The organism is Halalkalibaculum sp. DA384 (genome assembly GCF_043951955.1).
GTDB lineage: Bacteria > Bacteroidota > Rhodothermia > Balneolales > Balneolaceae > JAMQKA01.
Genome location: NZ_JBINJE010000019.1, coordinates 44684 through 70390, shown reverse-complemented (window position 1 = coordinate 70390; position 25707 = coordinate 44684). Strand labels below are relative to the sequence as shown.

Here is a 25707-nt window from a genome sequence, read left to right as displayed (position 1 = left end):
AACAACATTATGTATAGCAATCTACTTCGTACCATCCTAATTGCCGCTATTGGCATGTTCTTGCCTGTATTGTTACACGCTCAGCCTATTCAGGATTTTATGAGCGACAGGTACATCCGGGTGGCAGAACCGGGACAACTGGCTGACTCTATTAATGTTTGGGGCGATGTCGGTTCTGCGGGCCGTTACCTGGTTCCGGAAGGGACCAAACTGCCCGAACTGATCTCTTTTGCTTACGGATACACTGAAATAAGAGGCCGAGAATCAAACCTGGACTGGTCAAAAACACAAATTGAAGTCAAGGTATCTCGATACAACAAGGAGCAGAAATTGGTTGGGGTCGCATTTTTCCGATACAAGTACCGAGAGCCGGAGCCGATTGAGATGTATGAGTTTGACCTGCAGAATAATGATATCGTTTCGTTGCAGATCACCAGAAAACCATCTTTTACCGATTATGTGAATGTAATTGCACCGGCCATTAGTGTTGTCGCCACCTCAATACTGCTGATTGAAAATCTGAGAGGCAACCGGTAACAGTTTTTCAGCCGCATTCGCCTGAGGGATGCCATAAAAGAAAGGGAGTATGTGTTGGAAATGGAAAAGTTTGTGAAGGGGCGGGGTCGGATCAGTTTCCGAACCGGTCAGGCAGAGAGACAGAGACAGATGAGATAAATAGAATTTTTAAAGAGAGATAAACCACTGGCAGCCAAAGGCTCATGATGCAATTGTCCGGCCCGGTAGTCAGTGTATTAATTGGCAAGTATAAATAATTAAAGCCCAAAGAAAATGAACAAAGTATTAGTGACAGGTGCCGCAGGATTTATTGGATATCATTTGACAAGCCGACTCATCAAAGAGGAATATACGGTAGTGGGACTTGACAACATCAACGACTATTACTCAACCGACCTGAAGTATGACCGGCTGGAGCAATTGGGAATTCCCCGGGAATCCATTACGGAGGAGGCTATCGTTCCAAGCAGTACCAATGAAAACCTGAGCTTTATTAAAACGGACCTGGAAAATAAGCGGGTTATCGATTGCCTGTTTGCCGACGAGGGTTTTGATATCGTAATAAACCTGGCGGCCCAGGCGGGTGTGCGTTATAGCCTGAAAGATCCATATCGATATGTCAGCAGTAATATAACCGGCTTCCTGAATTTATTGGAAGGGGCCCGGCACCACTCGCTGCAGCACCTGATATACGCGTCTTCGAGCTCCGTTTATGGTGCCAATACAAATATGCCGTTTTCAACAAAAGACAACGTCGACCACCCGATGAGTCTGTACGCCGCCAGTAAAAAAGCCGATGAGCTGATGGCTCATACCTATTCCAATCTCTTTAATATTCCCACTACCGGGCTGAGATTTTTTACGGTGTACGGTCCGTGGGGACGACCGGACATGGCACTGTTCCTGTTTGCTGAAGCGATGCTGAACGACGAGCCGATCAAGGTATTCAACTACGGGAATATGGAACGCGACTTTACCTATATTGATGATATTGTAGAAAGTATTACCCGTTTGATTCCCAAACCCCCGTCACCTAATCCCGATTGGAGTGGAGATAATCCGGATCCCTCTACCAGTTTTGCCCCATATCGGGTATTTAATATAGGGAATAGCAGTCCTGTTAGACTCATGGATTTTATTCATGAGATCGAAAGCCAGCTGGGAGTGCAGGCTGAAAAGAATATGCTGCCCATGCAGCCGGGCGATGTTCCAAAAACATGGGCTGATGTCGATGATCTTTTTGAATATATCGATTTTAAACCCCAAGTAGGTATCCGGGAAGGGATTGAAAACTTTATCGACTGGTACAAAGCCTATTATATCTCACCCGGCGAAATGAAGGCGATATCTCAAAAATAAGAGGTATTCAGTCTGGATCTCACCAAGAAATTAGTTCTTTAGCAAGGCAAAGGGGAAATGGCTGCGTAGAAGTACCGTTGCACGTTGAGTGGGTGATTTTCCCTTTAAAGCAGATGAAGGATTTTTCCGGATTTTGGGGCTGCCAAATAAAATTAGATTAATTCCCTTCCAACCTGTGGATTTATGAACCGTTTCGGGGAACGCAGCAAAGAAACGGTTTAGTTATTGGATACCAAATAACAATCACTTCCAAAAACTGGTAACCAGTATCAGCAAAGCTGAATAGCGTATATATAATATTGGAATTTTCTAATATTTGTTTATATTTGAGTCGCAAAAAAAGGGTAACTCCTTTCTAAATAATGGTTTGTTCATTAAATAAAAGGTCATCTACAAGATTAAGTATACGCTCTGATAGTATTTTAATGTCTTTCTAAGGGGTAACAGGCGCTTCATAAAATTTTCAAAGCCCGTTATTATATCCATTAAAATATTAAGAAATTCTAATGTTATTGGAATTAATAAATGCAATTACGTGGAAATAACCGCTTAGTCTGACAAAATTAACAATCTAATATCATCTACAAGCACCTAAATGTTGGTAGTCCCCATCCAGAGCTATCGGCGATAATTTTTGGTGCACACAATCCTATAAAATAATAGACAACATGAAATACCTCTGTACATTTATTCTATTGGCTCTTCTATTTGTTTACCCTGAAATAACCTATTCTCAACCCGGCCTGCCAGGCCCGCCCAGCCAGGCTCCCATTGACGGAGGACTCCTGGCGTTGGCCGCAGGTGGGGGAGCATATGCACTGAAAAAACTTTCGGGAAAGGATAAAAAGTAGTACCGCGGTCCGGCATCTGCGACAGGCTCTCTGGTGGGACAGCATCAAAAGTTATATGTTTGAGAGCTTTTCAAAACCCTCAATTCCTCGTTTTGAGGGAGTTGTACTCCCTTTTAAATGGCAATAAGGACGGTGCTACAACCACCTCCCAACAAAACAGTAGCTTCTGCAAAGATCCCATGTTCTACAACGACCCAAGTGGTTTACAATAGCATGAAGTGTAAGCCCCAAAACAGTTACCCGGTCAAAAGGAAGCCTAAAGCCACCAGGAAATTGGTTCGTCAGCAAGGCGAAGGTGCTAATCGAAGGTAAAATGCAGGTCACGAGACGAATGAAAATTCCGAGTGTGTAAAATTAGGTATCGCCTTGCAATCTTCCCTTTTCGCAGATATCAGAAAGGGGCTTCGTCTTCATCCAGTCCGGGGTCGTGGCCGATCGGTGGGGTTCCCCCAGAAGGGGAATTGGAGTTTGTGTTTTTGCCGGAACTATTATCCTGGTGCTCTTCGTCAAACGGTGCGGGAGAGGCGGTAGTCAGGTTTTCGAAACGGGCGTACTCCTTAACAAAGTACAAGCTTACGCTGCCGGTGGGACCATTTCGCTGCTTGCCGACGATGATTTCCGCAAGGCCGGTGGTAGACTGCCCGTCGGGAGTGGTTTTGATTCCATAGTACTCCGGACGATACAGGAAGCAAACCACGTCGGCATCCTGTTCGATCGATCCCGATTCGCGGAGGTCGCTGAGCTGCGGTCGCTTGTCGCCCCCGCGCTGCTCTACAGCCCGGCTTAGCTGGGAGAGGGCAATTACGGGCACATTCAGTTCTTTCGCCAGGGCTTTCAGACCTCGCGAGATTGTAGCGATCTCCTGCTCCCGGGTACCCAGATCTTTTTTGTTGGTGGTCATCAGCTGCAGGTAGTCGACGACGACAATGCCTATATCGTGCTCACTTTTCAGGCGACGTGCCTTTGTGCGTAATTCCATAATACTCAGCCCGGGCGTGTCGTCTACAAAAATATTGGCTGTAAACAGCCGGCCGGCCGCATCAATCAGCCGTTTGAACTCCTCATCCTCCAGTCGGCCGGAACGGGCGGTTTGCGCGTTGATCCGTGCCTCCATGGTCAGGAATCGCTGAACGAGCGACTGTGCGGACATTTCAAGACTGAAGAAAGCGACATTTGTTTGTAGGTTTTCATCTTGGTGGAGCGCGGCGTTCCGTGCCGCGGTCAACACAAACGCTGTTTTTCCCATAGAGGGACGGGCGGCAATAATGACAAGATCACCATTTTGCCAGCCGGCGGTATAATCGTCGATATCCAATCCACTGGGAACGCCCGTAATCCCGGACGGCTTGCCGCGGATATCTTCGAGGTAGGAGAGGGTGTCTTTCAACACGTCCCCGATCGGGGTGGCCTGTGCCCGCTGCTTTTGGTTGGCAATATCAAAAATGCGCTGCTCCGCCCGGTCAAGTACGTCATACGGGTCCGATGTGCTGTCATAAGCCTCTTTAATAATATCAGTGCACCCGAGGATAAGATTTCGCTTGGTGGCTTTCTCCGAAATAATCTGGGCGTGGTAATCGATATTGGCGGCCGAGCTCACCGAGCGGGTCAATTCGGAAAGATATCCAGCCCCGCCTATGTTGTCCAGCATTTCCTTGTCCCGCAATTCATTTTCCACCGTCAGCAGATCCAGCGGATTGTCCCTTTCATACAGGTCATGGAGGACTTCAAAAATATGCTGGTGGGCCGGTTTGTAAAAATCCTCCGGTCGCAGCATCTGTAACGCCACCGTGGCGGCTTCATGCTCAATGAGCATCGCGCCAAGGACCGCCTCTTCCACCTCAACCGCCTGCGGGGGGACGCGACCTTCCTGTTCAAGCAGATCGGTATTTGATCGATTTTTTTTCTGGTAATTTGAGCCGTTTTGTTTGGGAGCCATGTCGTGCTGATTCAGCGCTTAATTTTAAAGCATCTTTTTTAAACTGGTACGAGAGAGCAATGAGCACTCTGCAAGTGTGCTTCGCTGCCTTCTGGGGTCTCGTGCGGCATCATCTATAATAACAAAAGTGACTCTCTTAAGTAAAGCATTGATGCCGGGAAATTTGTAAAAATTCAGGGATCATTAAGTCCCATATTCGGCATTGTATTTTCGATACATAATGGGAAATTATTCCTGATCAACGTTTCTGCAATTATCAGGAGCACAGGTTTTGGGTACAAATATCTCCAATGGATGGCAGCCGGGCACACTGGCGTTTAAACCGGGCTATGAGGCGAACGAGAACAGGCAGCTGTTCAAACAAGAGAATACGGAAACGATAGATTAAGGAACGGAATCAAAAAACTATAGAACACGGTAGTGAGTTCTTGCTGTGGTAAATGGAATGGGAGGCACACGAGCGGGACGCTCGCGCCAGAGGTATTGGACTACAGGTTGAAGTGCCTCTTCCTAAACCCGCAGGGTTTTCCCTCGGTCAAGGGTAGTACGTGTAATATTTGGCTGTCATAATGTGTCATTAACCCTGCGGATTTAAGAAATAGCAGCGGGCAGTAGTTCAAAAAAAACTGGCAGGTTTCGGGTAGGGCAGTGGCCTATACCATAGCTGCCAGTTTTTTCACCTGATGACGAGCAGCTGTAGTTCGAAGAGGGCAGGCGCTGTTGAATAACCAAACCTCGGAGGTTTTGACCAGTTGCTCGTTACCAAACCCGGAAGGTTTTAAATAGCATTAAAAAAATATCACGGCTTGCCTCCCAGCTCATCATACCGCTTGCGCAGCATCTGTACATCCTCCCAGGTGGGCCGTTTCCACTTGGCATGGCGAAGCAGGGCCGCCGGGTGATAGGTGGCCAGTAATTCATATCTGTCCATGAAATTGTGAAATTTTCCCCGCATGCTTTTCAAGGAATCATCTGATTCTAGCAGCGTTTGTGCAGAAACTTTACCCAGGCAAAGAATGAGCTTGGGATCGACCAGATCAATCTGTTTTAGAAGAAAAGGCAGGCTGCGTTCGCGCTCCTCCGGTTTGGGATTCCGGTTGTTCGGCGGACGGTGTTTCAGGATGTTGGCGATATAGACATCCTCGCGATCAAAGTCGATAGCAGCCAGAATTTTATTGAGCAGTTGTCCCGCTTTCCCCACAAAAGGCTCACCCTGTTTGTCCTCTTCTGCGCCCGGTGCTTCCCCGATCAGCATCAAGTCTGCATTGGGATTACCGACTCCGAAGACCAGGTTCGTGCCTTCTAAATCCGTTCTTAAAACATCGGCCTCCGCGCAAAGCTCGCGCAGTTCTTCGAGAGAGGGGCACGCTTCCAACCGCTCCGGCAGTGATTTGGTCTCTGCACTCGTTTCTTGCTCTTCTGTTTCTGTTGGTTTGTGATCGGAGGATTCTTCCGAATTTGAAGTAGTTTCGTCAACCTTTGCTACCTCTTCCAAATCCAGTTCATCAACAGGCAATTCGATAGAAAAATCACCATACATCTCACGTTCTCGCTCCAGAAAACGTTTGATATCCTGGATAAGTTTATCAGGCGTGGTGGAATCCGGGCACATAAGATTTTTATACCGTTAGTTCAGCAATGACTTGTTCCTCTTCACGAACGCTGTCGGTTAGTGTACCGATCAGGTAACCCTCCCGGGTTCGGGCGCCGAGCTCTACTGGCAGAATTTTATTTTCCAGCTTTGGATCATACGGAATTCCGACGCGCACATAGTTATCCGTCCAGCCCAGCATGGCTCCGTTTTTGTTAGATCCCTCAAAGAGTACGGGGCGCATTTCCCCCTGGAAGCGGGTATCAAACTCGTATCGTTTCTTTTTGGAGAGGCGCCGCAGCTTGTGGGTGCGCTGCTTGCGTACGCTGTTCTGAACTTTGGGTTCAATGTTCAGGGCATGGGTATTCGGTCGCTCAGAATAGGTGAACACATGAAGGTAGGAGACCGGCAGGCTGTCGATAAAATCAAATGACTCCTGAAAAAGCTCGTCAGTTTCACCCGGGTGACCGGTGATCACATCCACTCCTATGGCGGCATCCGGCATCAGCTCTCGTATCAGTTCCACGCGCTGCCGGTACAGGCCGGACTGGTATCGCCGGCGCATCAGTCCCAGCATTTGATCGGAACCGCTTTGCAGCGGCATGTGGAAATGGGGCTGTATTTTGTCGGACTCGGCTGTAAAATAGATAATCTCCTCATGCATCAGGTTGGGCTCGACGGAAGAAAACCGGATGCGTTCCAGCCCATCTACGTTGTCGAGCTCCCGGAGTAGCATAAAAAAGTTTTCTTCGCTGCCACGCCCGAAATCACCGACATTTACCCCGGTGACCACGATCTCCTTAAAGCCATCCTCCACCAGGTGTTGGGCATTTCGAATAACGGTCGCAATATCTGGGCTCCGGCTTTCACCCCGGGCCAGGGGAATGGTACAAAACGAGCAGCTGTAGCTGCAGCCATCCTGTACTTTCAGGAAGGCCCGGGTACGGTCGTCGGCAGAGAAAGCGTTGTGGAAATCGACCGCCTCATTAACATCGGAACGGTATATGACCGGTTCAGACTGCTTCTTAAAATCATCAAACAGATCCAGAAGATTGAATTTGTTTTTGGCACCCAGCACGGTATCCACGCCATCAATTTCGGCGATTTCCTCCGGTTCTAGCTGAGCGTAACACCCCACTACAGCCACAAAGGCATCCGGATTGCGGCGCAGGGCCCGGCGCACCGTTTTGCGGCAGGTGCTGTTGGCACTCTGGGTGACCGAGCAGGTGTTGATCACATAGATGTCGGCCTGCCCGTCGAAGTCGGTAATCCGGTAGCCCTCTTTCTCGAAGTCGCGCTGGATGGTCAGCGTCTCCGAGTAATTGAGCTTACAGCCTAACGTTTTGAACGCTACTTTTTTCATTGGATTTGCGTGACTAACAGTTTGCGTGGAGGATATTTCGTTTTCGATTTCTAAATCTTAAAGATAAAAAATAGACTCATGATTTGATAAAAAAGAAAACCCCTGATTCTGGCGCAAGTGTTCAGCGGAGCGCCACTGAGCCTATATTGAAGTCTCAAATAAGAAACCTCCAAGGTTTCTACAACCTTGGAGGTTTAATCGAGAATACTATCTGCACACCGGATTAAATGAAGTGATAATACGCGTAAATAAGCACAGCCAATACCATGAAGTTAATGATACTGATCGGCAGCATGCGGCTCCAGCCAAGCTTCATCACCTGATTGTATTTGAATCGTGGAATGGTCCAGCGCACCCAGATGTAAACAAAGGCAAAAAACAGTGTTTTTAACGTGAAAATACCCACATCAAGAGCAGCCTTCATGGTACCGCTCAGTTCGGGAAGCCAGTAACCGGCGAATGGGAGGTGATATCCTCCAAAAAAGAATGTGGTAATCAGCATACTGCCGATAACAACATGCATATATTCGGCCAGAAAGAACATTCCAAATTTCATGCCGCTGTATTCCGTATGGAAGCCGCCGACGAGCTCCTGCTCGGCCTCGACAAGGTCGAACGGCGTGCGGTTTGCTTCAGCAAAAGCTGCAACGATGAAGATGACTCCGCCCACCGGATTGCGGAAAATATTCCACCAATATTCCTGGGAGTCAACCAGGTCAAGCATGCTGAGGGAGTTGGAAAACAGGATACAGGAGGCAATGGCCATGCCCATCGGCAGCTCGTAGCTGATCATCTGGGCAGCGGCCCGAAGTCCGCCAAGGAGTGAATATTTGCTGTTGGAGGACCATCCGGCCAGCGTTACGCCATAGACTCCGATCGATGTCATTGCCAAAAGAAAGAGAACGCCTGCGTTTAGATCGGTAACATATAAACCGTCTCCAAACGGAATGACCACGACAGTCATCAAAGCCGTAACCACAGGGATAATGGGAGCGATAGTGTGAATGACTTTGAAACCGTGGGCGGGAGTAACATCCTCCTTCAGGATGAGTTTAAGAACATCGGCAATCGGTTGAAGCAGACCAAACGGACCTACCCGGTTTGGCCCGATTCGATTTTGGATTTGGGCAGCGATGCGTCGCTCAGCGTAAACAGCGAGTGCTGCCGAGTTGAGCAGCATAAATAATGCAGTTCCTAAAACGATATACGAAGTTGTTGTTACCGGCTCCATTCAGTAATTCTTGATTCGTTTTACCTGTAATAAAATACTGTTACGACAGGCGTGATTAATCTTGTCTCAGTTCTTTGTGTTCGAGCGGAAGCTGAATGCCCTGTTCCTCGTCCATTCGTTCGTAGGTAACATCTTCAAAGGCGGGGATGGAGGAGGCAATATCAGCCATTACCGCGCGGGAATGTTCATATTGAAAATTGAGTCCCAGGCGATCTCCCAATTTATTCAGAAAATCCCAAACCGGCAGGCAATCCACTTTGTTTTCTTCGGTTCTCCAGTTGTCAAAATTAGTACCGTAGCGATCAAGGCGGCCTTCCGACATCTCAAGGTTGAGGCTTCGGTTGGTGTACTTGGTCTCTTTAGCCGGCATGGACCGCTGGATGCGTCCGTCAATATTGACGTAACTGGCCGCGTGTTCGGCGACACAAGTGATCGGAATCACCAGGTCAGACTCCTGAACGGTCTCGGTTTTGTTGGTCGCCAGGCTTATAACATAGGGAGCCTGCAGGTCGGCGGAGGTGAGGACCTCGCGATCTACGAGTTCATCCGAAAGCATAATTACCACCTTGGCGGACCCGATTGCTGATTTGAGGGATTTTGAATCTATTTCATCCAGGTCAATCAACCGGCAGCCGTTGGTGTTGGGGGCCTGGTCATCGGTCAGGAGGAAATCGTCACCGTATCCCTCGACGATATGGGGAACAAATTTGGCGGTTTCAACGCCGAGTAGATTGAAAAATTTATTGAACGAGTAGTTCTCTTCAACCGAGGCGTGTGGACTCCCGATAACAAGAATGTCGTCGCTGTCATGGGCTTCCAGAATTTCAGCAAATGTTTCGATGGCGTTATTCCATGAGGTACTGGCTTGCTGTTGCCCGTCAATCTTGAGTGAGGGCCGGGAAACCCGGTTCTCATTAAATTTCTGGTAGGCATCGCGTGCTTCGTCGGGCATCCACCATTCATTGACTTCTTTATTGAAGCGTGGAGTAATCCGCAAAATAAGATTGTCACGCGTCCACAGGTCAATATTGGTACCCTTGCCACTGGTAATATCGATACTGGGAGTTTGGTTCATTTCCCACACCCGCGCCTTGAAACGGAAATCGCTCGAAGTCAACGCTCCTACCGGACAGATGTCAACAGTGTTCAGTGAATAGGGATCATCAAATTCTTCGCCCGGAGCAGTAGCGGGGTAATTCTTGTCGCCCCTGGATACAATCGTAAGCTGTTCGGTACCACTGATTTCTTCAGTAAAACGCACACAGCGCGTGCAGTTGATGCAGCGTTCGGCATCGAGCGTAACGCGTGGCCCGAGTTGAACCCGTTTGGGCTTGTGCGCTTTTTGGACTTCAAACCGGCTGCCTTCCGGCCCGTATTTGTAGGTCTGGATCTGCAGCGGACATTCGCCGGCCTGGTCGCAGATCGGGCAGTCCAGCGGGTGGTTAATGAGGATAAATTCGAGATTGTCTTTCTGCGCCCGTTCTACCTCTTCATCCACTTCCTGGGTTTTGACGACCATGCCGTCGCTGACATCCATCTTGCAGGAGGGCTGAAGCTTGGGAAACCAGCGAATTTTTCGTTCTCCGTTTTCATCCAGTTCAAATTCACCCGTTTCACGATCTTTCACGGGCTGCCCCACTTTTACCAGGCACTGCCGGCAGTTGGCCGGTGCAGACATCGAGGGGTGATAACAGAAGTAGGGAACTTCCATGCCCTGATCCATGATAAATTGAAGCAGGGAAGGGCTCCCTTCAAACTCGAACCGTTTTCCATCTATAAATACTTCAGGCATTGTGTAGTTAATCTGTTTATGATGCTTTGAACCTTGTTTTAATTGCTCGTCAGCATCTTAATTATTCTCCTTTAGACCAAAGTTATTAGTTACTTGTTACTGGAAAGATCCGGACCAACAAATAACCAATAACTAAATCACGCCACGGCGTGTACCGATTTCTTGCACCTGGCCTCAAATTCATCGCGGAACCGGTTGATGGTATGGCGCACGGGCCATGCGGCGGCGTCGGCAAGAGCACAAATCGTTCGCCCTTCCATCTGGGTGGTTAGGTCCAGCAGCAGGTCCAGATCCTTGATCTCCCCTTCGCCGTTTTTAATTTTGATCAGCACTTTTTCGAGCCAGCCGGTTCCTTCGCGGCAGGGGGTGCACTGTCCGCATGACTCGTGATGGTAGAAATGGGCAATCCGCCAGAGCACATCGACCATGTCGGTATCTTCATCCATTACCACCATGCCGGCTGTTCCCATCATGGAACCCGCCTCGCGAAGTGACTCGGCATTCATCGTTACCTCTTCGAGCTGATCGGCCCGCAGCACCGGGGTCGAGGAGCCGCCCGGAATCAGCGCCTTCAATTCCTTGCCACCCCGGATGCCTCCCGCAACGTCGTTGATCAGTTCCATAACCGGTACGCCGCTGGGATATTCATAAACGCCGGGTTGATTCACATGACCGGAAATTCCGTACAAAATTGGACCCGGGTGATCTTCGGCTCCCACACTGGTATACCAGTCGGCACCTCGGTTGATTACGAGCGGCACGTTGGATAATGTCTCAATATTGTTGATAGTCGTTGGCCGTCCCCAAAGTCCTTTCTGAGCAGGGAAGGGGGGCTTCACGCGCGGATATCCCCGCTTGCCCTCCAGTGATTCGAGCATCGCAGTTTCTTCGCCGCAGATATAAGCTCCGGCCCCGTAGGTAATTTCAAGATCAACGCTGTAATCGGTTCCTAAAATATTTTCGCCGAGATATCCTTTGTCATAGGCATCATCCACGGCTTTCTGGAACATATCTACCCAGGAGATGTATTCGCCGCGAATATAGACATAAATTGTGGTGATCGACATGGCGTAGGCGGCGATGGCAGCGCCTTCAATGAAAAGGTGGGGATTGTACTCAAAAATCTTGCGATCTTTAAATGTGCCGGGTTCCGACTCGTCTCCATTACATGCCAGGTAACGGGGGCCGCCGTCGGGATCAGGCATGAAGCTCCATTTTAGTCCGGCGTTAAAACCGGCACCGCCCCGACCGCGAATGTTGGCAGCCTTCACCTCGTTGGTGACGTCATCGGGCGACCATTTTTCCTTCTGAAGAACTTTTTTGAGTGCTTCGTAGCCACCGTTTTCCTCGTAGACATCGATTTGTTCGAGTCCGGGGATGTCGGGAATTAATAACGGTTCGTAAGATTTCCAGTCTGAAGCCATAATTACGATGCAGCTTGATTTCGTTTTTCCAGTTGAGGCATCTTCATCGATTCAAACTCAGGCTTTTTGCCCGATTTCAGATCCTCAATCAATTTATCGACTTTCTCCTTGGTCAGGTTGTTGACATATTGCCCGTTGGTAACCTGGAGCATCGGGGCGTAACCACAGGCGCCAAGGCACTCCACTTCCTGCAGGCTGAACATGCCGTCATCAGTGGTTTCTCCCGCCTGGATGCCAAGTTTCTCCTCCAGATATTGCAAGATGTCGTATCCGCCACAGAGCTGGCAGCTCAGGCAGGTACAGACATCCAGCACGTGCTCGCCCATCTCTTCCTTGTAATACTGGGTATAAAAAGTTGCTACTCCGTGTACATGAGATTCAGGCAAATCCAGGGTTTCGGCCACCAGCTTTTGTACCTCGGGCTTCACGTGCCCAAACTTTTTTTGAGCCACCCAAAGGACAGGCAGCGTAGCCGGTTTCACTTCCGGAAACTTGGCTTTTATTTTTTCAATCTGTTTCAGTTCTTCTTCTGAAAATGACAGCTCAGCCATCTATATGAAAATTATAGAGTTATTGATTTGTTGAATGATTGAATTATAATTCATTCAACAAATCATAAATTCAAAAATTCAAGAATTTCTATTTATCCGCTTCTCCCATTACAGGATCTACGCCCCCGATAATAACGACGGTGTCAGCCACCATTTCGCCATCGAGAATCTCTTCGAGTACCTGGAGATTGGCAAACGAAGGAGATTTTATCTTTAACCGCCACGGGTGCCCCGTTCCATCGCTCTGTATGAAATACCCAAGTTCGCCCTTGGGGGCTTCAACCGCATGGTAGGATTCGGCTCCTTCGGGCGGACAGATGCCGGTGTCGGTCATCATGAAGTCGTGAATCATCCCCTCCATGGAATAGTAGACTTCATCCTTGGAAGGATAGGCCTGCTTGGCGTTGTCCGTTCGGACGGGACCTTTCGGCAGCTTGTCGAGGCACTGCTGGATGATGCGGATACTTTCCTGCATCTCCTCCATGCGCACGTAATAACGGGCCAGGTTGTCGCCTTCCAGCCGGGTGGGTACTTCAAACTCTACCTCGTCATAACGGGCATAGGGAGCAAATTTCCGGATGTCGTAGGCGTAACCGGACGCGCGCAGGGTGGGGCCGGTAGCCCCCAGTTGAAGGGCGTCTTCCGTTTCCAGGATGCCGATATCCTCATTACGATCAAAGAAGATGCGGTTGCGATCCAACAGCTTGTGCCAGTCTTTCAGTTCCTGTGGAAAACTGTTGGCGAAATCCTTGATCATCGCCATCGCATCGTCAGTAATATCGTTGGCTACCCCGCCAATACGGGCATGTGACACGGTGAAACGGTGACCGGTCAGCTGGTCAAAAATATCGTAGAGTTTTTCTCGTTCGCGGAATGTCCATATAAAAAAGGAGACGGCCCCGGCATCCATAACCATCGTCCCCAGCCACAGCAGGTGCGAGGAAATCCGGGCCAGCTCGCAGCCAATCATGCGAATGTAGTGGGCCCGTTCGGGAACTTCCACGTCAGCAATTTTTTCGACGGCTGTACAGAGTGCTACATTGTTATTATAGGGAGAGAGGTAGTCCATGCGATCGGTGTAGGGCATGAACTCCTGGTAGGTCTTGTTTTCAGCAATCTTCTCAACACCGCGGTGAAGAAACCCGATATCCACTTTGGTTTTTTCAATAATCTCTCCGTTCAACTGAATGACCAGGCGCAACACACCATGTGTGGCAGGGTGCTGTGGTCCCATGTTGAGAACCATCTTGGTATTCAGGGGATCCTCGTCCTCAAGCATCTCAATAGTGGTATGCTTGTCTTCAAGGCTTTTGTAGAGCGATTCCTGGTGTTCCTTGAAAAACTTCGGTTTTACCTTGTTTGTAAGATCTTGAATGGCCATAGCTATTCAGTATCGGGAGTTGAGCTTGGAAGTTCAATTGAGCCAGGAATGCCCAGCAGAGGAAATTCTTTTCGCATGGGGAAGTATTCAAAATCTTCCGGCATATATATTCGACGAAAATCAGGGTGACCTGTAAAGCGAATTCCAAACATATCATACGTTTGCCGTTCAAACCAGTTGGCGGCCTTCCAAAGACCGGTCACGCTCTCAATTTCAGGATCCTCTTCAGGCAGCCATACCTTGATAAAAAGGCGGAGCCGGTCACGCAGCGAGAGCAGGTTGTAAATTACCTCAAACCGATCTTCAGAAGTAAAGCGATCGGTCCCGAAAATATCGACCAGATAGATAAAATGATGCTTCTCTTTCAGGTATTGGCAGACATCCACGATGGCATCAGGATCTACGCGAACGAAGGTGTCTCCGGTAGACTGGTACACCTCTACAAGCTTTTCCGAGAACTCTTCGCTGAGGCCATCGATAACACGTTGAAATTGTTCGTTCAGTTCCAGACTCATGTTAGGTATCAAGCGTTATGGAGTGTTCGGTACGTACTTTGTCTTGAATTTTCATAAGGGCGTGGATGAGCGCATCGGGGCGGGGAGGACAACCGGAAATGTAGGCATCGACAGGAAGGAAGTTATCACAGCCTTGAACAACCCCGTAACAGCGGTGCATGCCCCCTGTTGAAGCGCAAGCTCCCATGGCGATACACCATTTGGGATCCGGCATCTGGTCCCACACGCGCCGGATGGCATGGGCCATTTTGTAGTTAACCCATCCGGCTACAATCATGACATCCGCCTGGCGGGGAGAAAAGCGCATCACCTCGGAGCCAAACCGGGAAACGTCATAGCGGGGACCGGCAAACGCCATCATTTCGATAGCGCAACAGGCCAGCCCCATCGGCATTGGCCAGGCGGCGTTGGAGCGTGCCCAGTTTACCAGGGTGTCCAGTTTGGTGGTGAGATAACCTTCACTTAATGTGTTTTCAAGACCCATATAAACTCAATTTTCTAAAATTTTGCGTTTAATATCCCAGTCCAGCGTGCCTTTCTTGAGGGTGTAAATCAAGCCGACAAAAAGTACAAAAATAAAAAATATCATGACCATTAAAGTTCCCGGACCATGATCCAAATATCGTACTGCCCACGGGTAGATAAAAACGACCTCGAGGTCAAATACCAGAAATTCCATAGCCACCATGTAAAAGCTGATCGAATAGCGGTCGCGGGCCTCACCAACCGGATCCATGCCACTTTCATACGGTTCCAGCTTCGTTAAATTAGGCCGGTAGGGCCCCACAATACGGGCAAGAACGTTCAGCAGTACCGCCAGCCCGATGGCAACAGAAGCAGTAATTACAATGGGTATATAATTTTCTAGCATAACATTGTTCTGGTTCAATAACGGAACGAGAAATTAGGGTCATTACGATGCAATGTCAACGCAATTGCAGGCAGCGAATATAGGACTCTGGGAGTTAATTTGAGAATAATTTAGGTAGAAACTTTTTATTTAGAATTCATATAAATAAGGTTGTTTTCTCCGGTTCTCCATGCCGCCTGGTAGTGGTGTTAGCAGGTTGAGTGAATCAGGGCTCCCACCGGCCGGTCTTTCCGTAATTCGTTGTATTTATCTACCGCTTTTTCTGACTGCAGAATGTGATATTCAACCCCGTTATTTTGGAGCATACGCTCGGTTTCCGATTTTACCTGCAGCCGTTGATTGATCCCTTTTGAAAGAATTACCACTTCCGCATTGTGCTCGAGAAGTTCTTCAACATCTGCGGGCTGAATGCCGGGCACATGACTGGTTCCGGTCTCATTCCAGTCCCACTCGCGGGACCCCCCCGGGTACAATTTTACATCCTTGTAGCGCTGTCCACCGGAAAGTTCAACCGTTCCCCACCGCAATTTGGATATCTCGGGTGATATCTGTTCCTTTCGCATGATTATTCACTCCCTTTGTTCAGGTTTTAATAAAATGAACACAGCTGTCAGACTAATCGTTTAAATAAGTGGGGTAAATGGTTTAAGTGTAAGCTAAAAATCTGTAACTTAGACGCCATAGTAACCGCAGTTATCAACCCAAAGTTTTAGGTACCATTGGATAAAATAAAGATGGAAATACTCGGGCTTTCCACAAGTCCAAGCAGCGGCGGGGCATATGCTTTAATACTGAACGAGGTTCATGGTAACCGGCGCCTGCCCATTATTATCGGGACGTTTGAGGCGCAGGCGATAGCGTTGGAGCTCGAGCATATCAAGCCACCACGCCCTATGACACATGACCTGCTTAAAAATATAATCCAAAGTTTTGGGGCTGAGATGGAACAGGTTTTTATAAATGATCTGAGCGAGGGCACCTTCTATGCCCAGATCATTTACAATAAAAATGGTGAACATATGGAGCTCGATGCCAGGCCCAGCGACGCTATTGCCCTGGCTATCCGGTTTGATGCCTCGATATATGTAGCCGATACCATCCTGGAAGAGGCCGGCATCATCTCGGAGTCGGAGGAGAGCCAGGGAGACATTTCGACCCTTCGCGAGGAAAAGCCCGCCAGTGAAATGACCAAGCTGGAAAAGCTTGAGAATGAACTCCAGACCGCCATCGACACGGAAAATTATGAAAAAGCCGCGCGCCTCCGTGATGAGATTAAAAAGCTTAAAGGATAGCAGTTGCAGTTAAAAAATTATCCATTCAACAAGTTACCGTTTACCAAACTTTTCAGAACATATGTGAGTGAGTACGCTCAGCTGTCCGATTTCTATTCGGCTAATCCATTTGACATGGACGCCCTTCAACAGCATGCTGAACGCATTACAGCTCCCCAGGACCGGGCGGAAACCGCTGAGCTGCTCAAACAGTTTAACGAGCGGTTCAATCTGCATGCAAACGCCTTGAAGAATATTGACCGGTTGCGTGAAGATCGCTCGCTGGCACTGGTTACCGGCCAGCAGGTGGGGATTTTCGGGGGCCCGCTGTTTACCATCCTCAAAACGGTCACGACCATTCACCTGGCAGATAACCTGGAGCAAACACTCGATCGGCCCGTCATTCCAGTGTTTTGGCTGGCGGATGAAGATCACGACTATGATGAGGTAAAGCATGTGCGCCTGCTCAACCATGATGACCTGAAGACGCATGCCCTTGAATACAACCGAAACAGCTACCCGCCCGTTGCCGAGCTCACCCTGGATGACTCATTCGATTTATTTAAAAATGAGATTGAAAACGATCTTTTTGAGACCGATTTTACCGCCGACCTGTGGGCGCTGCTGAATTCCTGCTACACCAATGGCACACGGCTGGATACCGCCTTTGGCCAGCTAATCGCGGAGCTGTTCTCAAAACACGGGCTTATTCTGGCCGGGAGTAACTGCAACTCGATCAAGCAGAGGGCGCGCCATTGCATGAAATACGCTATTGAAGAGGCTGACCAAATTCGGGAAGCCCTGGAGCAGCAATCATCAGAACTGGAAACTAACTACCACCGGCAGGCCACTGTCTACGATTCCAACCTGTTCTACCTGGATGAGGAAGCCGGAAGGACCAAAATTTTGCGGAACGGGCAGAGCTGGAAGACCGACAGTGGTCGTGAATGGTCTACGGCGCAGTTGCTGGATCTTATTGACGAGGATCCGGAAAAATTTTCTCCGAATGTATTTCTCCGGCCGATCCTGCAGGACTTGATGGTACCCACCCTCGGCTATGTAGCCGGACCCGGAGAACTGGCATACTACGGCCAGATGAAAAAGATGTATGAACTGTTTGAACGCAGCATGCCCGCCATTTTTCCCCGGATGAGTGCCACAATCATTGAGCCCGCGATAAGTCGAATCCTGGATGAACTGCCGTTTGAGGTGGGAGAGTACGAGCAGCGTATCGAGGATCTTGAATCGGCGTATGTCGACCAGACGGAGCGGCATGATATCGAAGCTATATTTGGCGACTGGAAAGAAAAAGTAAAACAAATAGCGGAGGGACATACCTCGGAGATCAGGGAGATCGATCCGACCCTGGAAGGGGCGGCCGGGAAGGCTACGGCGGTCTACTTTGGGGAACTAGACAAGCTGAAAGGCAAGGTATACCGATCCGTAAAACAGCAGGAAGAGACGCAGCTGAAGCGCATCCGCAGGATCAAGGCAAACCTCTACCCGGAGGGAGCCCTGCAGGAACGTACGGTTTCATTCATCTACTTTATGAATAAGTACGGGATGGATATCTGGGATCAGCTCCTTGACACGCTGGAAGAGAAAGAACGGCTGGATCAGCATAAATTAATCTATTTGTAGCGTTCAGATGAGTATTATAGAAAAAAAGGAGGAGCTTCGCAGCCGGCTGTTGAATCTCCGTGCCGGCCTCCCTGAGCCGGATTACCAGAAAGCTTCCGAAAATATAACGGCCCGCCTTCAGACACTTCCGGAGTTCAAGAGCAGCCGCACGGTCCACTGCTACGTTTCGATGAACAGCCGCCGTGAAGTGGACACCCACGCCCTGCTGCGCTGGATGCTTGCATCTAACAAGCGGGTTGTTGTGCCGGTCACGGATATCGAAACCACAGAGCTCCGACATGTTGAACTGCATTCTTTTGAGTCGCTTCAGCGAAATGAGTGGGGCGTGCTGGAGCCCGCCAATGGAAGAGAGGTACAGCCGGATGAGCTCGATTTTGTAATCGTACCGATGGTGGGGGCGGACCTGGAACGCAATCGAATTGGCTATGGGAAGGGATTTTACGACCGTTTCCTGGCGAACACGGAGGCCCCGTCGGCAGGGTTATGCTTTGAAGAGTGCATCGTTGAATCGATACCCACCGAGCCGTATGATGTGAAAGTTGCGGCGGTAGTGACGGAACGGCGAGTTATCAGGTGATGGCCGGTCATCCCCATTGTTCAAGCAGGTAGGCCACTCCGATGCCCAGGGCGATTGACAGGGCAAAGCTCAACAGCGTGCCGATCAAAATATATTCCGCTTCTTTACGCTCCCTGTTCCCATCCAGCTTGCCACTAAATCGAAAGATCGATTTGGCCGCAATGAGGAATCCGATGGCCCCGTACTGTTCCAGCAGGATAAAAGTGAGTATAATAAACCGTTCTGTCCAGCCGATCCACATGCCCGCATTTTGGAGACCCGCAAGCTGTTGAGAGTCGCCGGAGGCCAGTTCCCGCTGCCAGCGCCTGGTGATGATGGCGATCAGGTAGCCAAACGGCCAGGTTGCAGCAAGATAACTGATCAAGATAATCCAGAATGGGGGTGAAGTGAACACCGATTCTATAAACTGGATCGCTTCTGTAGTAATGCCGATATAAAAAATCCAACCTGTCAGAATCATCAACAGGTGGGCCATCTGGTCAAGGATGAAATACCGGGCGCGCTGCGGGCGACCCGATTTCCACCAATCGATGGCAAAATGAGTACCAGTGATAAAAAGTGGCAATAGAATATTGGACCAGTCTGCGAGAAAGAGGTAGGTCAACACTCCCACAATACCAACATGATAGTACAGCTGCGGTGCCCGAACGCCACGAATATTCTTTTTGTGGATCCAGTGCTCGGGCTGCAGCAGGAAATCGGCCAGCAGGTGGGCCGTTATTATGCGCAGCAGGATCAGTATTTCGGGTTGACTAATCATGTCTTGAGTTGCTTCCGGATGATAAATTGATAGCGATCTAAAAACTTTTTAACGGCATGCCAGCCGGCGCCCTTTACGCGGTAATGGACCGCTGCCTGCGAAATGCCGAATTCCCTGCCAATCGTTTTTCTGGATTTACCCTCAATCAGCTCAAGCACAATTTCCGCCTGGTTGGGTGACCATTTGGCGATGATCGCATCCAGGAGGGCAGATTGTACGCTTAACTCTTTGTTGACCTCGTCCCACGGGGTGTTGACAATGAGCCGCTGTTCGGTTTTCATCTTGTCGAGCAGGGGGCCCGAACGCCGGTAAGCCTCGCCATCTCCTTCTGAAACTTCATCCGGGAGATAGTCGATGGGACCTACCCCGATCGCGGTCCGGGCATCCCAGCTGATGGTGCTGCTCTCGGGCTGTGCTTTGCGAAGGCTGGAACGTATAACGAGACTGGTCAGCAGCGCAAATGAGGGATCGGTGATTACTCCCTGAAAGCTGTCTCCCCGGTAAATATCAAAGGATACAGAGCAGTTTTTTTTACGGGTCAGGGTTCCTGCCAGGCTAAACGCTTCTTTCAGAGTGTCGATCAACAGATCGCGGTATGCGCGATCTACCTTCGAGGAATCTACGACATCTCCGGTGATTACCGCGTATATTGATTCTTTGTTCTTCATTCAGCTAATTTTCGCCTGTTTCAGGTTGAAAAGCGATTCTCCACATATCCAAGTTAACCCGGTTAGCAATATAAGCCTTTACGCTTAAAAATAAATTATTTAAGTAATAAGACTTAAAATAATTTATTTTAAGTCTCGAAGCTTAACTATTGTGAAATTGAAATATCAGGTGGTCCGCCATCAGGATCAACCCGCCGACTATACCCAGCACCGTAATGCTCAGGAGCGGCTCCCAGATTACAAATCCGCCAATTGTGCCCAGAACTGCACCAAGGTACTGGATATATTTCAACTGCTCATTGGTAGCGCCGCGAATAATATTGGTGAGTTTCTGTTCGTCATATTCGTTTAATTTTTCCTCGACAAGCGCCTGCACATCAAGCTGATTTACAAGGCGATACAGCAGGGAGGTGACAATATTTTCGATGGCATCGCTGTGCTTTTCAAGGGAGGAGGGGAGGCGATCGAGCAGGTCATCCACCTTGTCGAGCCCTCTCTCCACCGAACCGGGCAGGCGGATAAGAGCCTCTTCAATAATTTTTTGCATCTCTTGTCCCCGGATAAATGAATATGCTTTCAGGGCCACTTTTTCAATCGACTTATTCTCTACGGCTTCTTCTATTTGAAGCAGAATTTTTTCTGCAATAGCAGAACGGATCTCCTGGTCGGCGATCATCTCATCGACGTATTCGACGACCCAGGTTTTTAATTCCTCCCGGAAGGAGGGATCATCGATAATGCTTTTCAGGTATGCGGTGGCTTCTTCGCGGTAGCGGCTTATAAGCTGTGATTCATGGATCTTTTGCTTGATGATTTCCGGGTTGATCAGGTCGTCGGAGACCGCCCGTGAGAGTTGCCAGGCAATCCGCTCTTTTTGAGCAGGGATGAGACCATACCCCAGTATAGGCCGCTTTTGGGAAGGCTTGAAGAGCATGGTGATGGCAAGCCAGTTGGTAAAGAAGCCGATCAGTCCACTGATACTCAATATCCTGAGCAAGCCTTCAAGCTGAAGCTGTAAACCCATTGGTGAAAGCTGCAGATTCTGAAAGTCCCAGAAAAAGGAGGTTACAAACATTGATGCCAGCAGATAGGGGAAAAAGCCGAGCAGTGCCAGCCAGCCTTTGTGCCGATATTCAAACCGGGCGGGTGGAACCTCCGGTTTAGCGGCGGTTTCCTTCGGCAGTTCCACAACAGCATAGCGCGATACAATATCCCACAGATTGCGGGCGTACGTTTTGGTCTTGCTTTTAGCGACCTCAAAAGCACTTTGGTTGCCGGGTTCCGTTACTGGAGGCTGTTCACTCATGGGTATCCACTGTTAAATCCAGATCCGTGAAGTTGCAAGATCACTGCGAGATGCAAACCACGATGTTCCGATTGCGTTTTCAAAAAAAACCACAACCCACAACCACAATCCATGACCCATGATCCATGACTAAACAAAATCAAGGTAAAAATCTTCCCGCTGCCGCATCTCCAGTCGATCTTCTTCGGTGCGGTCATCATATCCAGCCAGGTGCAACAGGCCGTGAATCAGCACGCGCTTGAATTCCGTGACTTCATCCTGACCAAGCTCCTCTGCCTGTTCGGCAATTCGCTGGGCGCAACAGAACAGGGTTCCTTCGATATCTATGGAAGATGGGTCCTCATCGTAGCGAAAGGTAATGATATCAGTCACATAGTCGTGGTCAAGGTGTTTGATGTTGACCTCTTTGATCGTTTCCTCATCCACGTATACCAGCTCAAGCATGCTAAACGAACAGGCTTCCTGCCGGGCGACCTCGGAAATACATTTGCGGGCTATTCGCTCATTGACAGGCACCGGGCGGCCCGACTCGTTAAACAGGTCTACATCCGTCTCTTTAAGCGGCATACGGTAAAATCCTTTATCCCTTTAATCTTCTTCCTCATCGTCAAAAGAGAAGTCATCCAGGTCGATCGATTCCGTAAGGGAGAGGGCAATGGCGCACATCATAAGGTCTTCCGGAAGCTGGGTGAAGTCGCTGTTCAGAATGGCCTCTTCCACATTGGCATAGAGGCTGCATCCGGCCCCTTGCTCTACAATAAGTCCGGAGGTCATGTTCTGCTGCCGCCCAAAGAACGTAACCTGTTTGAGCATGTCGCTGGCAATGAAGGCGGTGCAGTTGTGCAATTGCAGGAAGGTATTTTGGGCATACACCGACACCATATTCATCCGCTGGTCATTGACCTCCATCCCGAGGTGAATTTCCAGTGCCAGCCGCCGCCCCTCCGCCTGGTCGGAGACTTCAAACCGGAATACGTCATTTCCAAGGGGCTTGGCCTTTGTCTGCAGGACCTCGGCGATGGCATCAATATTTTCTTTAGTGAATTCGTGTATCATGGTTTTGTTAACCTGTTCGACTATTTCAACATGCTCAATATACGGTGCCTGTCGGTAATAAGAAATTTAGTCGATATTATACTGCTCGATCTGGGCCTTGTTCTCCTCTTCGGAGGTGGGAAGTCCGATGCGGTCCATCGTAATTCCATTCACGCGTTCAGCCAGTGCGCCGGCCTGCTCATCTTCCCCGGCCATGTAGTATATGCGCTGAAGAATGGTCAAATGGCTGATACTGTACCCGATTTCGTTACCCAAACTTTGCCGCTGTGAGACCACGTTTTGAATTTGGCTACGCAGTCGTCCCTGTGCCTCCAAATCAGCACTTTGTTTTGCACTTTTAGCTGCAGCATCCAGTTCCATGATGCGGTCCTGTAGCCGGTCGTACCGCTGCATGTGATAGGAGAGGTCGTCGATAATCTTTTCGGTACCCTTTTCAGCAAGTTCCAGCGCATTGTCGGTGGCATCGTTTTTGGCGTAGGCATAGGCGTACAGCACCAGGGAGTTTACATTATCCTGTACGTGGTGAAAGGGAATCTTCTGCTCACCCCAGGCCAGCCATTTGGCGGCACTGTCGGGTTGGCCCATCTTGTTGAATGTTTCTGCCAGCTGGGTAATGCCATACCGGTAATTTCCGAGCATGCGGCGAATATTCTCGTCAAAATAGACATCCGGGTTATTCCATTCTCGGAATCGAAACTTGTTAAGTCGATCGGTATGAATATCCGTATTCATCCAGCCATAACCACCCGCCCCGGAATGTTTTTTGGGGACAACACGAAAGGCCTTCCCCTCGAAACGGAAGTAGGAGTGAAGGTTCATCTGGCTGGAAGGGGAGACCGTATTGGCAAAATATACCGGCCGTACCCACTGGTTGGTTTCGAGGATGTCCAGAATAACCTTGTCCTGCACCTGCGTGTAGTAACGCGGGTTGCCCTGCTGATCCTGTCCCGCAGAGCGTCCCTGGTAGTACCAGCTCACCTCATTGTCAAGCGAATCTACCGGCATGCCAAAATCGGTGCCTTCCTGGTACAGCTGCAGGGAAGTATCCGGCTTGACCCCGATGGCCTCTTTAAACGCGTCGTCCCCGGAAAAAGCGTTGCGAAGAAGTTCTTTATTTACGGGGATGTTGATCGTATCAGGCTCGTGTAACGTGAGGCTCTGCGTGATTTCGCTGATCTCCTGGTCCGTCAGGGATATCGGCAGCGGGGCCGACTCATGCGACCACTGGTCGCGCAGCTGCTTGATATACCAGTCGGTGTTGAGCAGGCTGAGGCAGACGATCCGCACATCCGTTCGCACGCCCTCCACTTCCTGGAGGTACCAGAGGGGGAAGGTGTCATTATCCCCGTTGGTAAAAAGGATGGCATTCGGAGCCGTTGACTGCAGCAGGTTCCATGCGTAGTCGGGAGCGACGTAACGTTCGCTTCGGTCGTGGTCGTCAAAATTCTGGTATCCCATCCAGAGCGGGGCAGCCGCCAAAAGCAGCCCGAGCACTCCGTAGGAGAGATACTTGTTCCCGCGGGCATATTCCTTAATGAGCTCGACGATGCCCACCCCTCCCATGCCGATCCATATGGCAAAAGCGAAAAAGGAGCCCACATACGCATAATCACGCTCGCGCGGCTGCATCGGGGTTTGGTTCAGGAAAATGATAATGGCAAAGCCGGTCATTATGAATAGCGCGAGGACTGAAAGAGCACGCTTCCAGTCTTTCTGGAAGTGGAAAATCATGCCGAATAACCCAAGCAGGAACGGGATGTAGAAATAGTTGTTGTGAGCGGGATTGTCTTCATACGGGCTCTCGGAAAATCCGGCCTGCCATCCCGTATCCTGGATATCGGCCTCGCGGCCAATGAAGTTCCAGTTGAAATACCGGATATACATGTGGTTCAGCTGGTAGTCCAGAAAGTAGTCCCAGTCGCTGCTGTACTCCGAGTATTGCTGAAGATGCTGCGGGGAATAGCGACGCGGGAAAAAGACCTGCTCCTGCTGGTTGATGCGCCCCTGCGCATTATCATAGGTATGGCCGGTCAACAGCGGCGTTTGCCCGTATTGTTCCCGTTCAAGGTAGCTGATGAACGCCTCGACGGTTTCAGGGTCGTTCTCGTCGATGGGAGGATCAGCTATGGAGCGGATAAAGATGACAGAATAGGACGAATACCCGATGAGAATCATGGTATAGCTGAGCATGACAAGATTTGCAATACGGTGCCCCCGCGTGTGGGTATAATAGAGTCCGTAACAGAGCCCCCCGATAATCAGGATTATAAAAAAGACGGGACCGATCAGTCCGTAGCTGGCCCGGGTGATATTATCAAGGATACTCGGGAGCATCTGGACGGTGAAGGGGTAAATCACCAGGAACGAGATCACCGAAACAACCCCGACGGCAGCCATCGACAGAAGGGTCACATCCTGCTTTTTGAAATAGATAACGAGTGCGACAAAAAACAGTGCGAGCAGATTCAGCAGGTGTACGCCCAGGGCCAGTCCGAACATGTAGGCAATGAGAACCAGCCAGCGTTCGCTGTATGGTTCTTCGTGGTGTTCAGACCATTTGAGGGCCATCCAGACCACGGCCGCGGTAAAAAACATGGAGAGGGCATACACTTCCGCCTCCACGGCGTTAAACCAAAAAGTGTCGGTTACCATAAAGGTGAAGGCACCGAGTATCGCACCGCCAAACATCCCGATTTTATCGGATCCCGTCATTGCATCGGGATCTGGTTGCCATTCCCGCACCAGCCGTACGATGATCAGGTACAGGAGCATGACCGTCAGGGCGGACGCCAGCGCACTAATAAAATTGATGCTTACGGCCACATAGGAGGTGGGCATAAACATGGAAAAGATGCGTCCCAGCAGGGAATAGAACGGTGCTCCCGGCGGGTGGTTTACTTGCAGACCATGTGCAACGGCAATAAATTCTCCCGCATCCCAAAAACTTGCTGTGGGTGCCATGGTAAGCATATAAAGGACGAGGGAAACGAGAAAAACAAAAAGAGCGAGGGTACGATTGGTCGATTTGTGATCGTTAAACATCCGGT

24 protein-coding genes are annotated in these 25707 nt (G+C 49.7%); 6 read left to right on the top strand and 18 right to left on the bottom strand.

Annotation, left to right across the window (positions count from 1 at the left end; genetic code table 11):
- The first annotated feature begins 9 nt into the window (after positions 1–9).
- From ACG2E4_RS11905 to ACG2E4_RS11895, 3 genes are all read left to right on the top strand, one after another.
- Entirely contained in the window at positions 10–537 is a 528-nt protein-coding gene (locus ACG2E4_RS11905) for a hypothetical protein (RefSeq protein WP_395276698.1), read from the top strand.
- Between the two features lie 252 nt (positions 538–789).
- Positions 790–1875, top strand: a complete 1086-nt coding sequence (locus tag ACG2E4_RS11900; RefSeq protein ID WP_395276697.1) for an NAD-dependent epimerase — start codon at positions 790–792, stop codon at positions 1873–1875.
- Between the two features lie 668 nt (positions 1876–2543).
- Positions 2544–2726: a PID-CTERM protein-sorting domain-containing protein gene (locus ACG2E4_RS11895; RefSeq protein WP_395261415.1), complete on the top strand. Its 183-nt coding sequence runs from the start codon at positions 2544–2546 to the stop codon at positions 2724–2726.
- 391 nt (positions 2727–3117) lie between these two features.
- Here ACG2E4_RS11895 and dnaB read toward each other — a convergent pair whose 3' ends face one another.
- From dnaB to ACG2E4_RS11835, 12 genes are all read right to left on the bottom strand, one after another.
- Positions 3118–4662, bottom strand: a complete 1545-nt coding sequence (gene dnaB / locus ACG2E4_RS11890; RefSeq protein WP_395276696.1) for a replicative DNA helicase — start codon at positions 4660–4662, stop codon at positions 3118–3120.
- 799 nt (positions 4663–5461) lie between these two features.
- Entirely contained in the window at positions 5462–6274 is an 813-nt protein-coding gene (locus tag ACG2E4_RS11885) for a uracil-DNA glycosylase (protein WP_395276695.1), read from the bottom strand.
- 7 nt (positions 6275–6281) lie between these two features.
- Positions 6282–7616 (bottom strand): tRNA (N(6)-L-threonylcarbamoyladenosine(37)-C(2))-methylthiotransferase MtaB, encoded by a 1335-nt coding sequence (mtaB, locus tag ACG2E4_RS11880; protein ID WP_395276694.1) that lies wholly within the window; start codon positions 7614–7616, stop codon positions 6282–6284.
- Between the two features lie 223 nt (positions 7617–7839).
- On the bottom strand, positions 7840–8847 hold the full coding sequence (nuoH, locus tag ACG2E4_RS11875) for an NADH-quinone oxidoreductase subunit NuoH (RefSeq protein WP_395261419.1): 1008 nt from the start codon (positions 8845–8847) through the stop codon (positions 7840–7842).
- A 55-nt stretch (positions 8848–8902) separates the two neighbouring features.
- Positions 8903–10639: a molybdopterin-dependent oxidoreductase gene (locus ACG2E4_RS11870; protein ID WP_395276693.1), complete on the bottom strand. Its 1737-nt coding sequence runs from the start codon at positions 10637–10639 to the stop codon at positions 8903–8905.
- A 137-nt stretch (positions 10640–10776) separates the two neighbouring features.
- Complete coding sequence (gene nuoF / locus ACG2E4_RS11865) at positions 10777–12063, bottom strand: NADH-quinone oxidoreductase subunit NuoF (protein WP_395261421.1); 1287 nt, start codon at positions 12061–12063, stop codon at positions 10777–10779.
- Positions 12064–12065: 2 nt separating this feature from the next.
- Complete coding sequence (nuoE, locus tag ACG2E4_RS11860) at positions 12066–12614, bottom strand: NADH-quinone oxidoreductase subunit NuoE (protein WP_395261422.1); 549 nt, start codon at positions 12612–12614, stop codon at positions 12066–12068.
- Positions 12615–12702: 88 nt separating this feature from the next.
- A complete protein-coding gene (gene nuoD / locus ACG2E4_RS11855; RefSeq protein WP_395276692.1) occupies positions 12703–13995 on the bottom strand; it encodes an NADH dehydrogenase (quinone) subunit D in 1293 nt (430 codons plus the stop codon).
- Positions 13996–13997: 2 nt separating this feature from the next.
- Positions 13998–14510: an NADH-quinone oxidoreductase subunit C gene (locus ACG2E4_RS11850; RefSeq protein ID WP_395261424.1), complete on the bottom strand. Its 513-nt coding sequence runs from the start codon at positions 14508–14510 to the stop codon at positions 13998–14000.
- A gap of 1 nt (position 14511) precedes the next feature.
- Positions 14512–14994, bottom strand: coding sequence for an NADH-quinone oxidoreductase subunit B (locus tag ACG2E4_RS11845; RefSeq protein WP_395261425.1), 483 nt, complete (start codon positions 14992–14994; stop codon positions 14512–14514).
- Positions 14995–15000: 6 nt separating this feature from the next.
- Positions 15001–15381, bottom strand: a complete 381-nt coding sequence (locus ACG2E4_RS11840) for an NADH-quinone oxidoreductase subunit A (RefSeq protein ID WP_395276691.1) — start codon at positions 15379–15381, stop codon at positions 15001–15003.
- A 188-nt stretch (positions 15382–15569) separates the two neighbouring features.
- A complete protein-coding gene (locus ACG2E4_RS11835; protein ID WP_395276690.1) occupies positions 15570–15944 on the bottom strand; it encodes an Mth938-like domain-containing protein in 375 nt (124 codons plus the stop codon).
- Between the two features lie 156 nt (positions 15945–16100).
- Here ACG2E4_RS11835 and ACG2E4_RS11830 point away from each other — a divergent pair, with 156 nt between their 5' ends.
- From ACG2E4_RS11830 to ACG2E4_RS11820, 3 genes are read left to right on the top strand one after another with little or no spacing between them, the layout of a single operon-like run.
- On the top strand, positions 16101–16673 hold the full coding sequence (locus ACG2E4_RS11830; protein ID WP_395261428.1) for a bifunctional nuclease domain-containing protein: 573 nt from the start codon (positions 16101–16103) through the stop codon (positions 16671–16673).
- A gap of 3 nt (positions 16674–16676) precedes the next feature.
- Positions 16677–18293 (top strand): bacillithiol biosynthesis cysteine-adding enzyme BshC, encoded by a 1617-nt coding sequence (gene bshC / locus ACG2E4_RS11825; RefSeq protein WP_395276689.1) that lies wholly within the window; start codon positions 16677–16679, stop codon positions 18291–18293.
- A gap of 7 nt (positions 18294–18300) precedes the next feature.
- Positions 18301–18870, top strand: coding sequence for a 5-formyltetrahydrofolate cyclo-ligase (locus ACG2E4_RS11820; protein ID WP_395276688.1), 570 nt, complete (start codon positions 18301–18303; stop codon positions 18868–18870).
- Positions 18871–18877: 7 nt separating this feature from the next.
- On the opposite strand, the gene ACG2E4_RS11815 is transcribed toward ACG2E4_RS11820, so the two are convergent.
- The 6 genes from ACG2E4_RS11815 to ACG2E4_RS11790 all read right to left on the bottom strand — a co-directional run bounded on the left by ACG2E4_RS11815 (position 18878) and on the right by ACG2E4_RS11790 (position 25702).
- Positions 18878–19630 (bottom strand): DUF3307 domain-containing protein, encoded by a 753-nt coding sequence (locus tag ACG2E4_RS11815; RefSeq protein WP_395276687.1) that lies wholly within the window; start codon positions 19628–19630, stop codon positions 18878–18880.
- A complete protein-coding gene (locus tag ACG2E4_RS11810; protein ID WP_395276686.1) occupies positions 19627–20298 on the bottom strand; it encodes a hypothetical protein in 672 nt (223 codons plus the stop codon). Before ACG2E4_RS11810 ends, ACG2E4_RS11815 begins: the two co-directional genes overlap by 4 nt.
- 142 nt (positions 20299–20440) lie before the next feature.
- Positions 20441–21604 (bottom strand): DUF445 domain-containing protein, encoded by a 1164-nt coding sequence (locus tag ACG2E4_RS11805; RefSeq protein ID WP_395276685.1) that lies wholly within the window; start codon positions 21602–21604, stop codon positions 20441–20443.
- 129 nt (positions 21605–21733) lie between these two features.
- Positions 21734–22171 (bottom strand): rRNA maturation RNase YbeY, encoded by a 438-nt coding sequence (ybeY, locus tag ACG2E4_RS11800; RefSeq protein ID WP_395261434.1) that lies wholly within the window; start codon positions 22169–22171, stop codon positions 21734–21736.
- 21 nt (positions 22172–22192) lie between these two features.
- Complete coding sequence (locus tag ACG2E4_RS11795) at positions 22193–22660, bottom strand: hypothetical protein (RefSeq protein WP_395261435.1); 468 nt, start codon at positions 22658–22660, stop codon at positions 22193–22195.
- Between the two features lie 66 nt (positions 22661–22726).
- Entirely contained in the window at positions 22727–25702 is a 2976-nt protein-coding gene (locus tag ACG2E4_RS11790) for a DUF2723 domain-containing protein (RefSeq protein ID WP_395276684.1), read from the bottom strand.
- Positions 25703–25707 lie beyond the last annotated feature (5 nt).

Coding starts and splice junctions, on each gene's coding strand:
- nuoE (WP_395261422.1), bottom strand. CDS start 12,614: ATGGCTGAGCTGTCATTTTCAGAAGAAGAACTGAAACAGATTGAAAAA.
- ACG2E4_RS11870 (WP_395276693.1), bottom strand. CDS start 10,639: ATGCCTGAAGTATTTATAGATGGAAAACGGTTCGAGTTTGAAGGGAGC.
- nuoD (WP_395276692.1), bottom strand. CDS start 13,995: ATGGCCATTCAAGATCTTACAAACAAGGTAAAACCGAAGTTTTTCAAG.
- ACG2E4_RS11805 (WP_395276685.1), bottom strand. CDS start 21,604: ATGAGTGAACAGCCTCCAGTAACGGAACCCGGCAACCAAAGTGCTTTT.
- ACG2E4_RS11885 (WP_395276695.1), bottom strand. CDS start 6,274: ATGTGCCCGGATTCCACCACGCCTGATAAACTTATCCAGGATATCAAA.
- nuoF (WP_395261421.1), bottom strand. CDS start 12,063: ATGGCTTCAGACTGGAAATCTTACGAACCGTTATTAATTCCCGACATC.
- ybeY (WP_395261434.1), bottom strand. CDS start 22,171: ATGCCGCTTAAAGAGACGGATGTAGACCTGTTTAACGAGTCGGGCCGC.
- ACG2E4_RS11900 (WP_395276697.1), top strand. CDS start 790: ATGAACAAAGTATTAGTGACAGGTGCCGCAGGATTTATTGGATATCAT.
- ACG2E4_RS11810 (WP_395276686.1), bottom strand. CDS start 20,298: ATGAAGAACAAAGAATCAATATACGCGGTAATCACCGGAGATGTCGTA.
- ACG2E4_RS11845 (WP_395261425.1), bottom strand. CDS start 14,994: ATGGGTCTTGAAAACACATTAAGTGAAGGTTATCTCACCACCAAACTG.
- dnaB (WP_395276696.1), bottom strand. CDS start 4,662: ATGGCTCCCAAACAAAACGGCTCAAATTACCAGAAAAAAAATCGATCA.
- nuoH (WP_395261419.1), bottom strand. CDS start 8,847: ATGGAGCCGGTAACAACAACTTCGTATATCGTTTTAGGAACTGCATTA.
- ACG2E4_RS11905 (WP_395276698.1), top strand. CDS start 10: ATGTATAGCAATCTACTTCGTACCATCCTAATTGCCGCTATTGGCATG.
- ACG2E4_RS11835 (WP_395276690.1), bottom strand. CDS start 15,944: ATGCGAAAGGAACAGATATCACCCGAGATATCCAAATTGCGGTGGGGA.
- ACG2E4_RS11815 (WP_395276687.1), bottom strand. CDS start 19,630: ATGATTAGTCAACCCGAAATACTGATCCTGCTGCGCATAATAACGGCC.
- ACG2E4_RS11790 (WP_395276684.1), bottom strand. CDS start 25,702: ATGTTTAACGATCACAAATCGACCAATCGTACCCTCGCTCTTTTTGTT.
- ACG2E4_RS11840 (WP_395276691.1), bottom strand. CDS start 15,381: ATGCTAGAAAATTATATACCCATTGTAATTACTGCTTCTGTTGCCATC.
- ACG2E4_RS11820 (WP_395276688.1), top strand. CDS start 18,301: ATGAGTATTATAGAAAAAAAGGAGGAGCTTCGCAGCCGGCTGTTGAAT.
- ACG2E4_RS11895 (WP_395261415.1), top strand. CDS start 2,544: ATGAAATACCTCTGTACATTTATTCTATTGGCTCTTCTATTTGTTTAC.
- mtaB (WP_395276694.1), bottom strand. CDS start 7,616: ATGAAAAAAGTAGCGTTCAAAACGTTAGGCTGTAAGCTCAATTACTCG.
- ACG2E4_RS11850 (WP_395261424.1), bottom strand. CDS start 14,510: ATGAGTCTGGAACTGAACGAACAATTTCAACGTGTTATCGATGGCCTC.
- ACG2E4_RS11795 (WP_395261435.1), bottom strand. CDS start 22,660: ATGATACACGAATTCACTAAAGAAAATATTGATGCCATCGCCGAGGTC.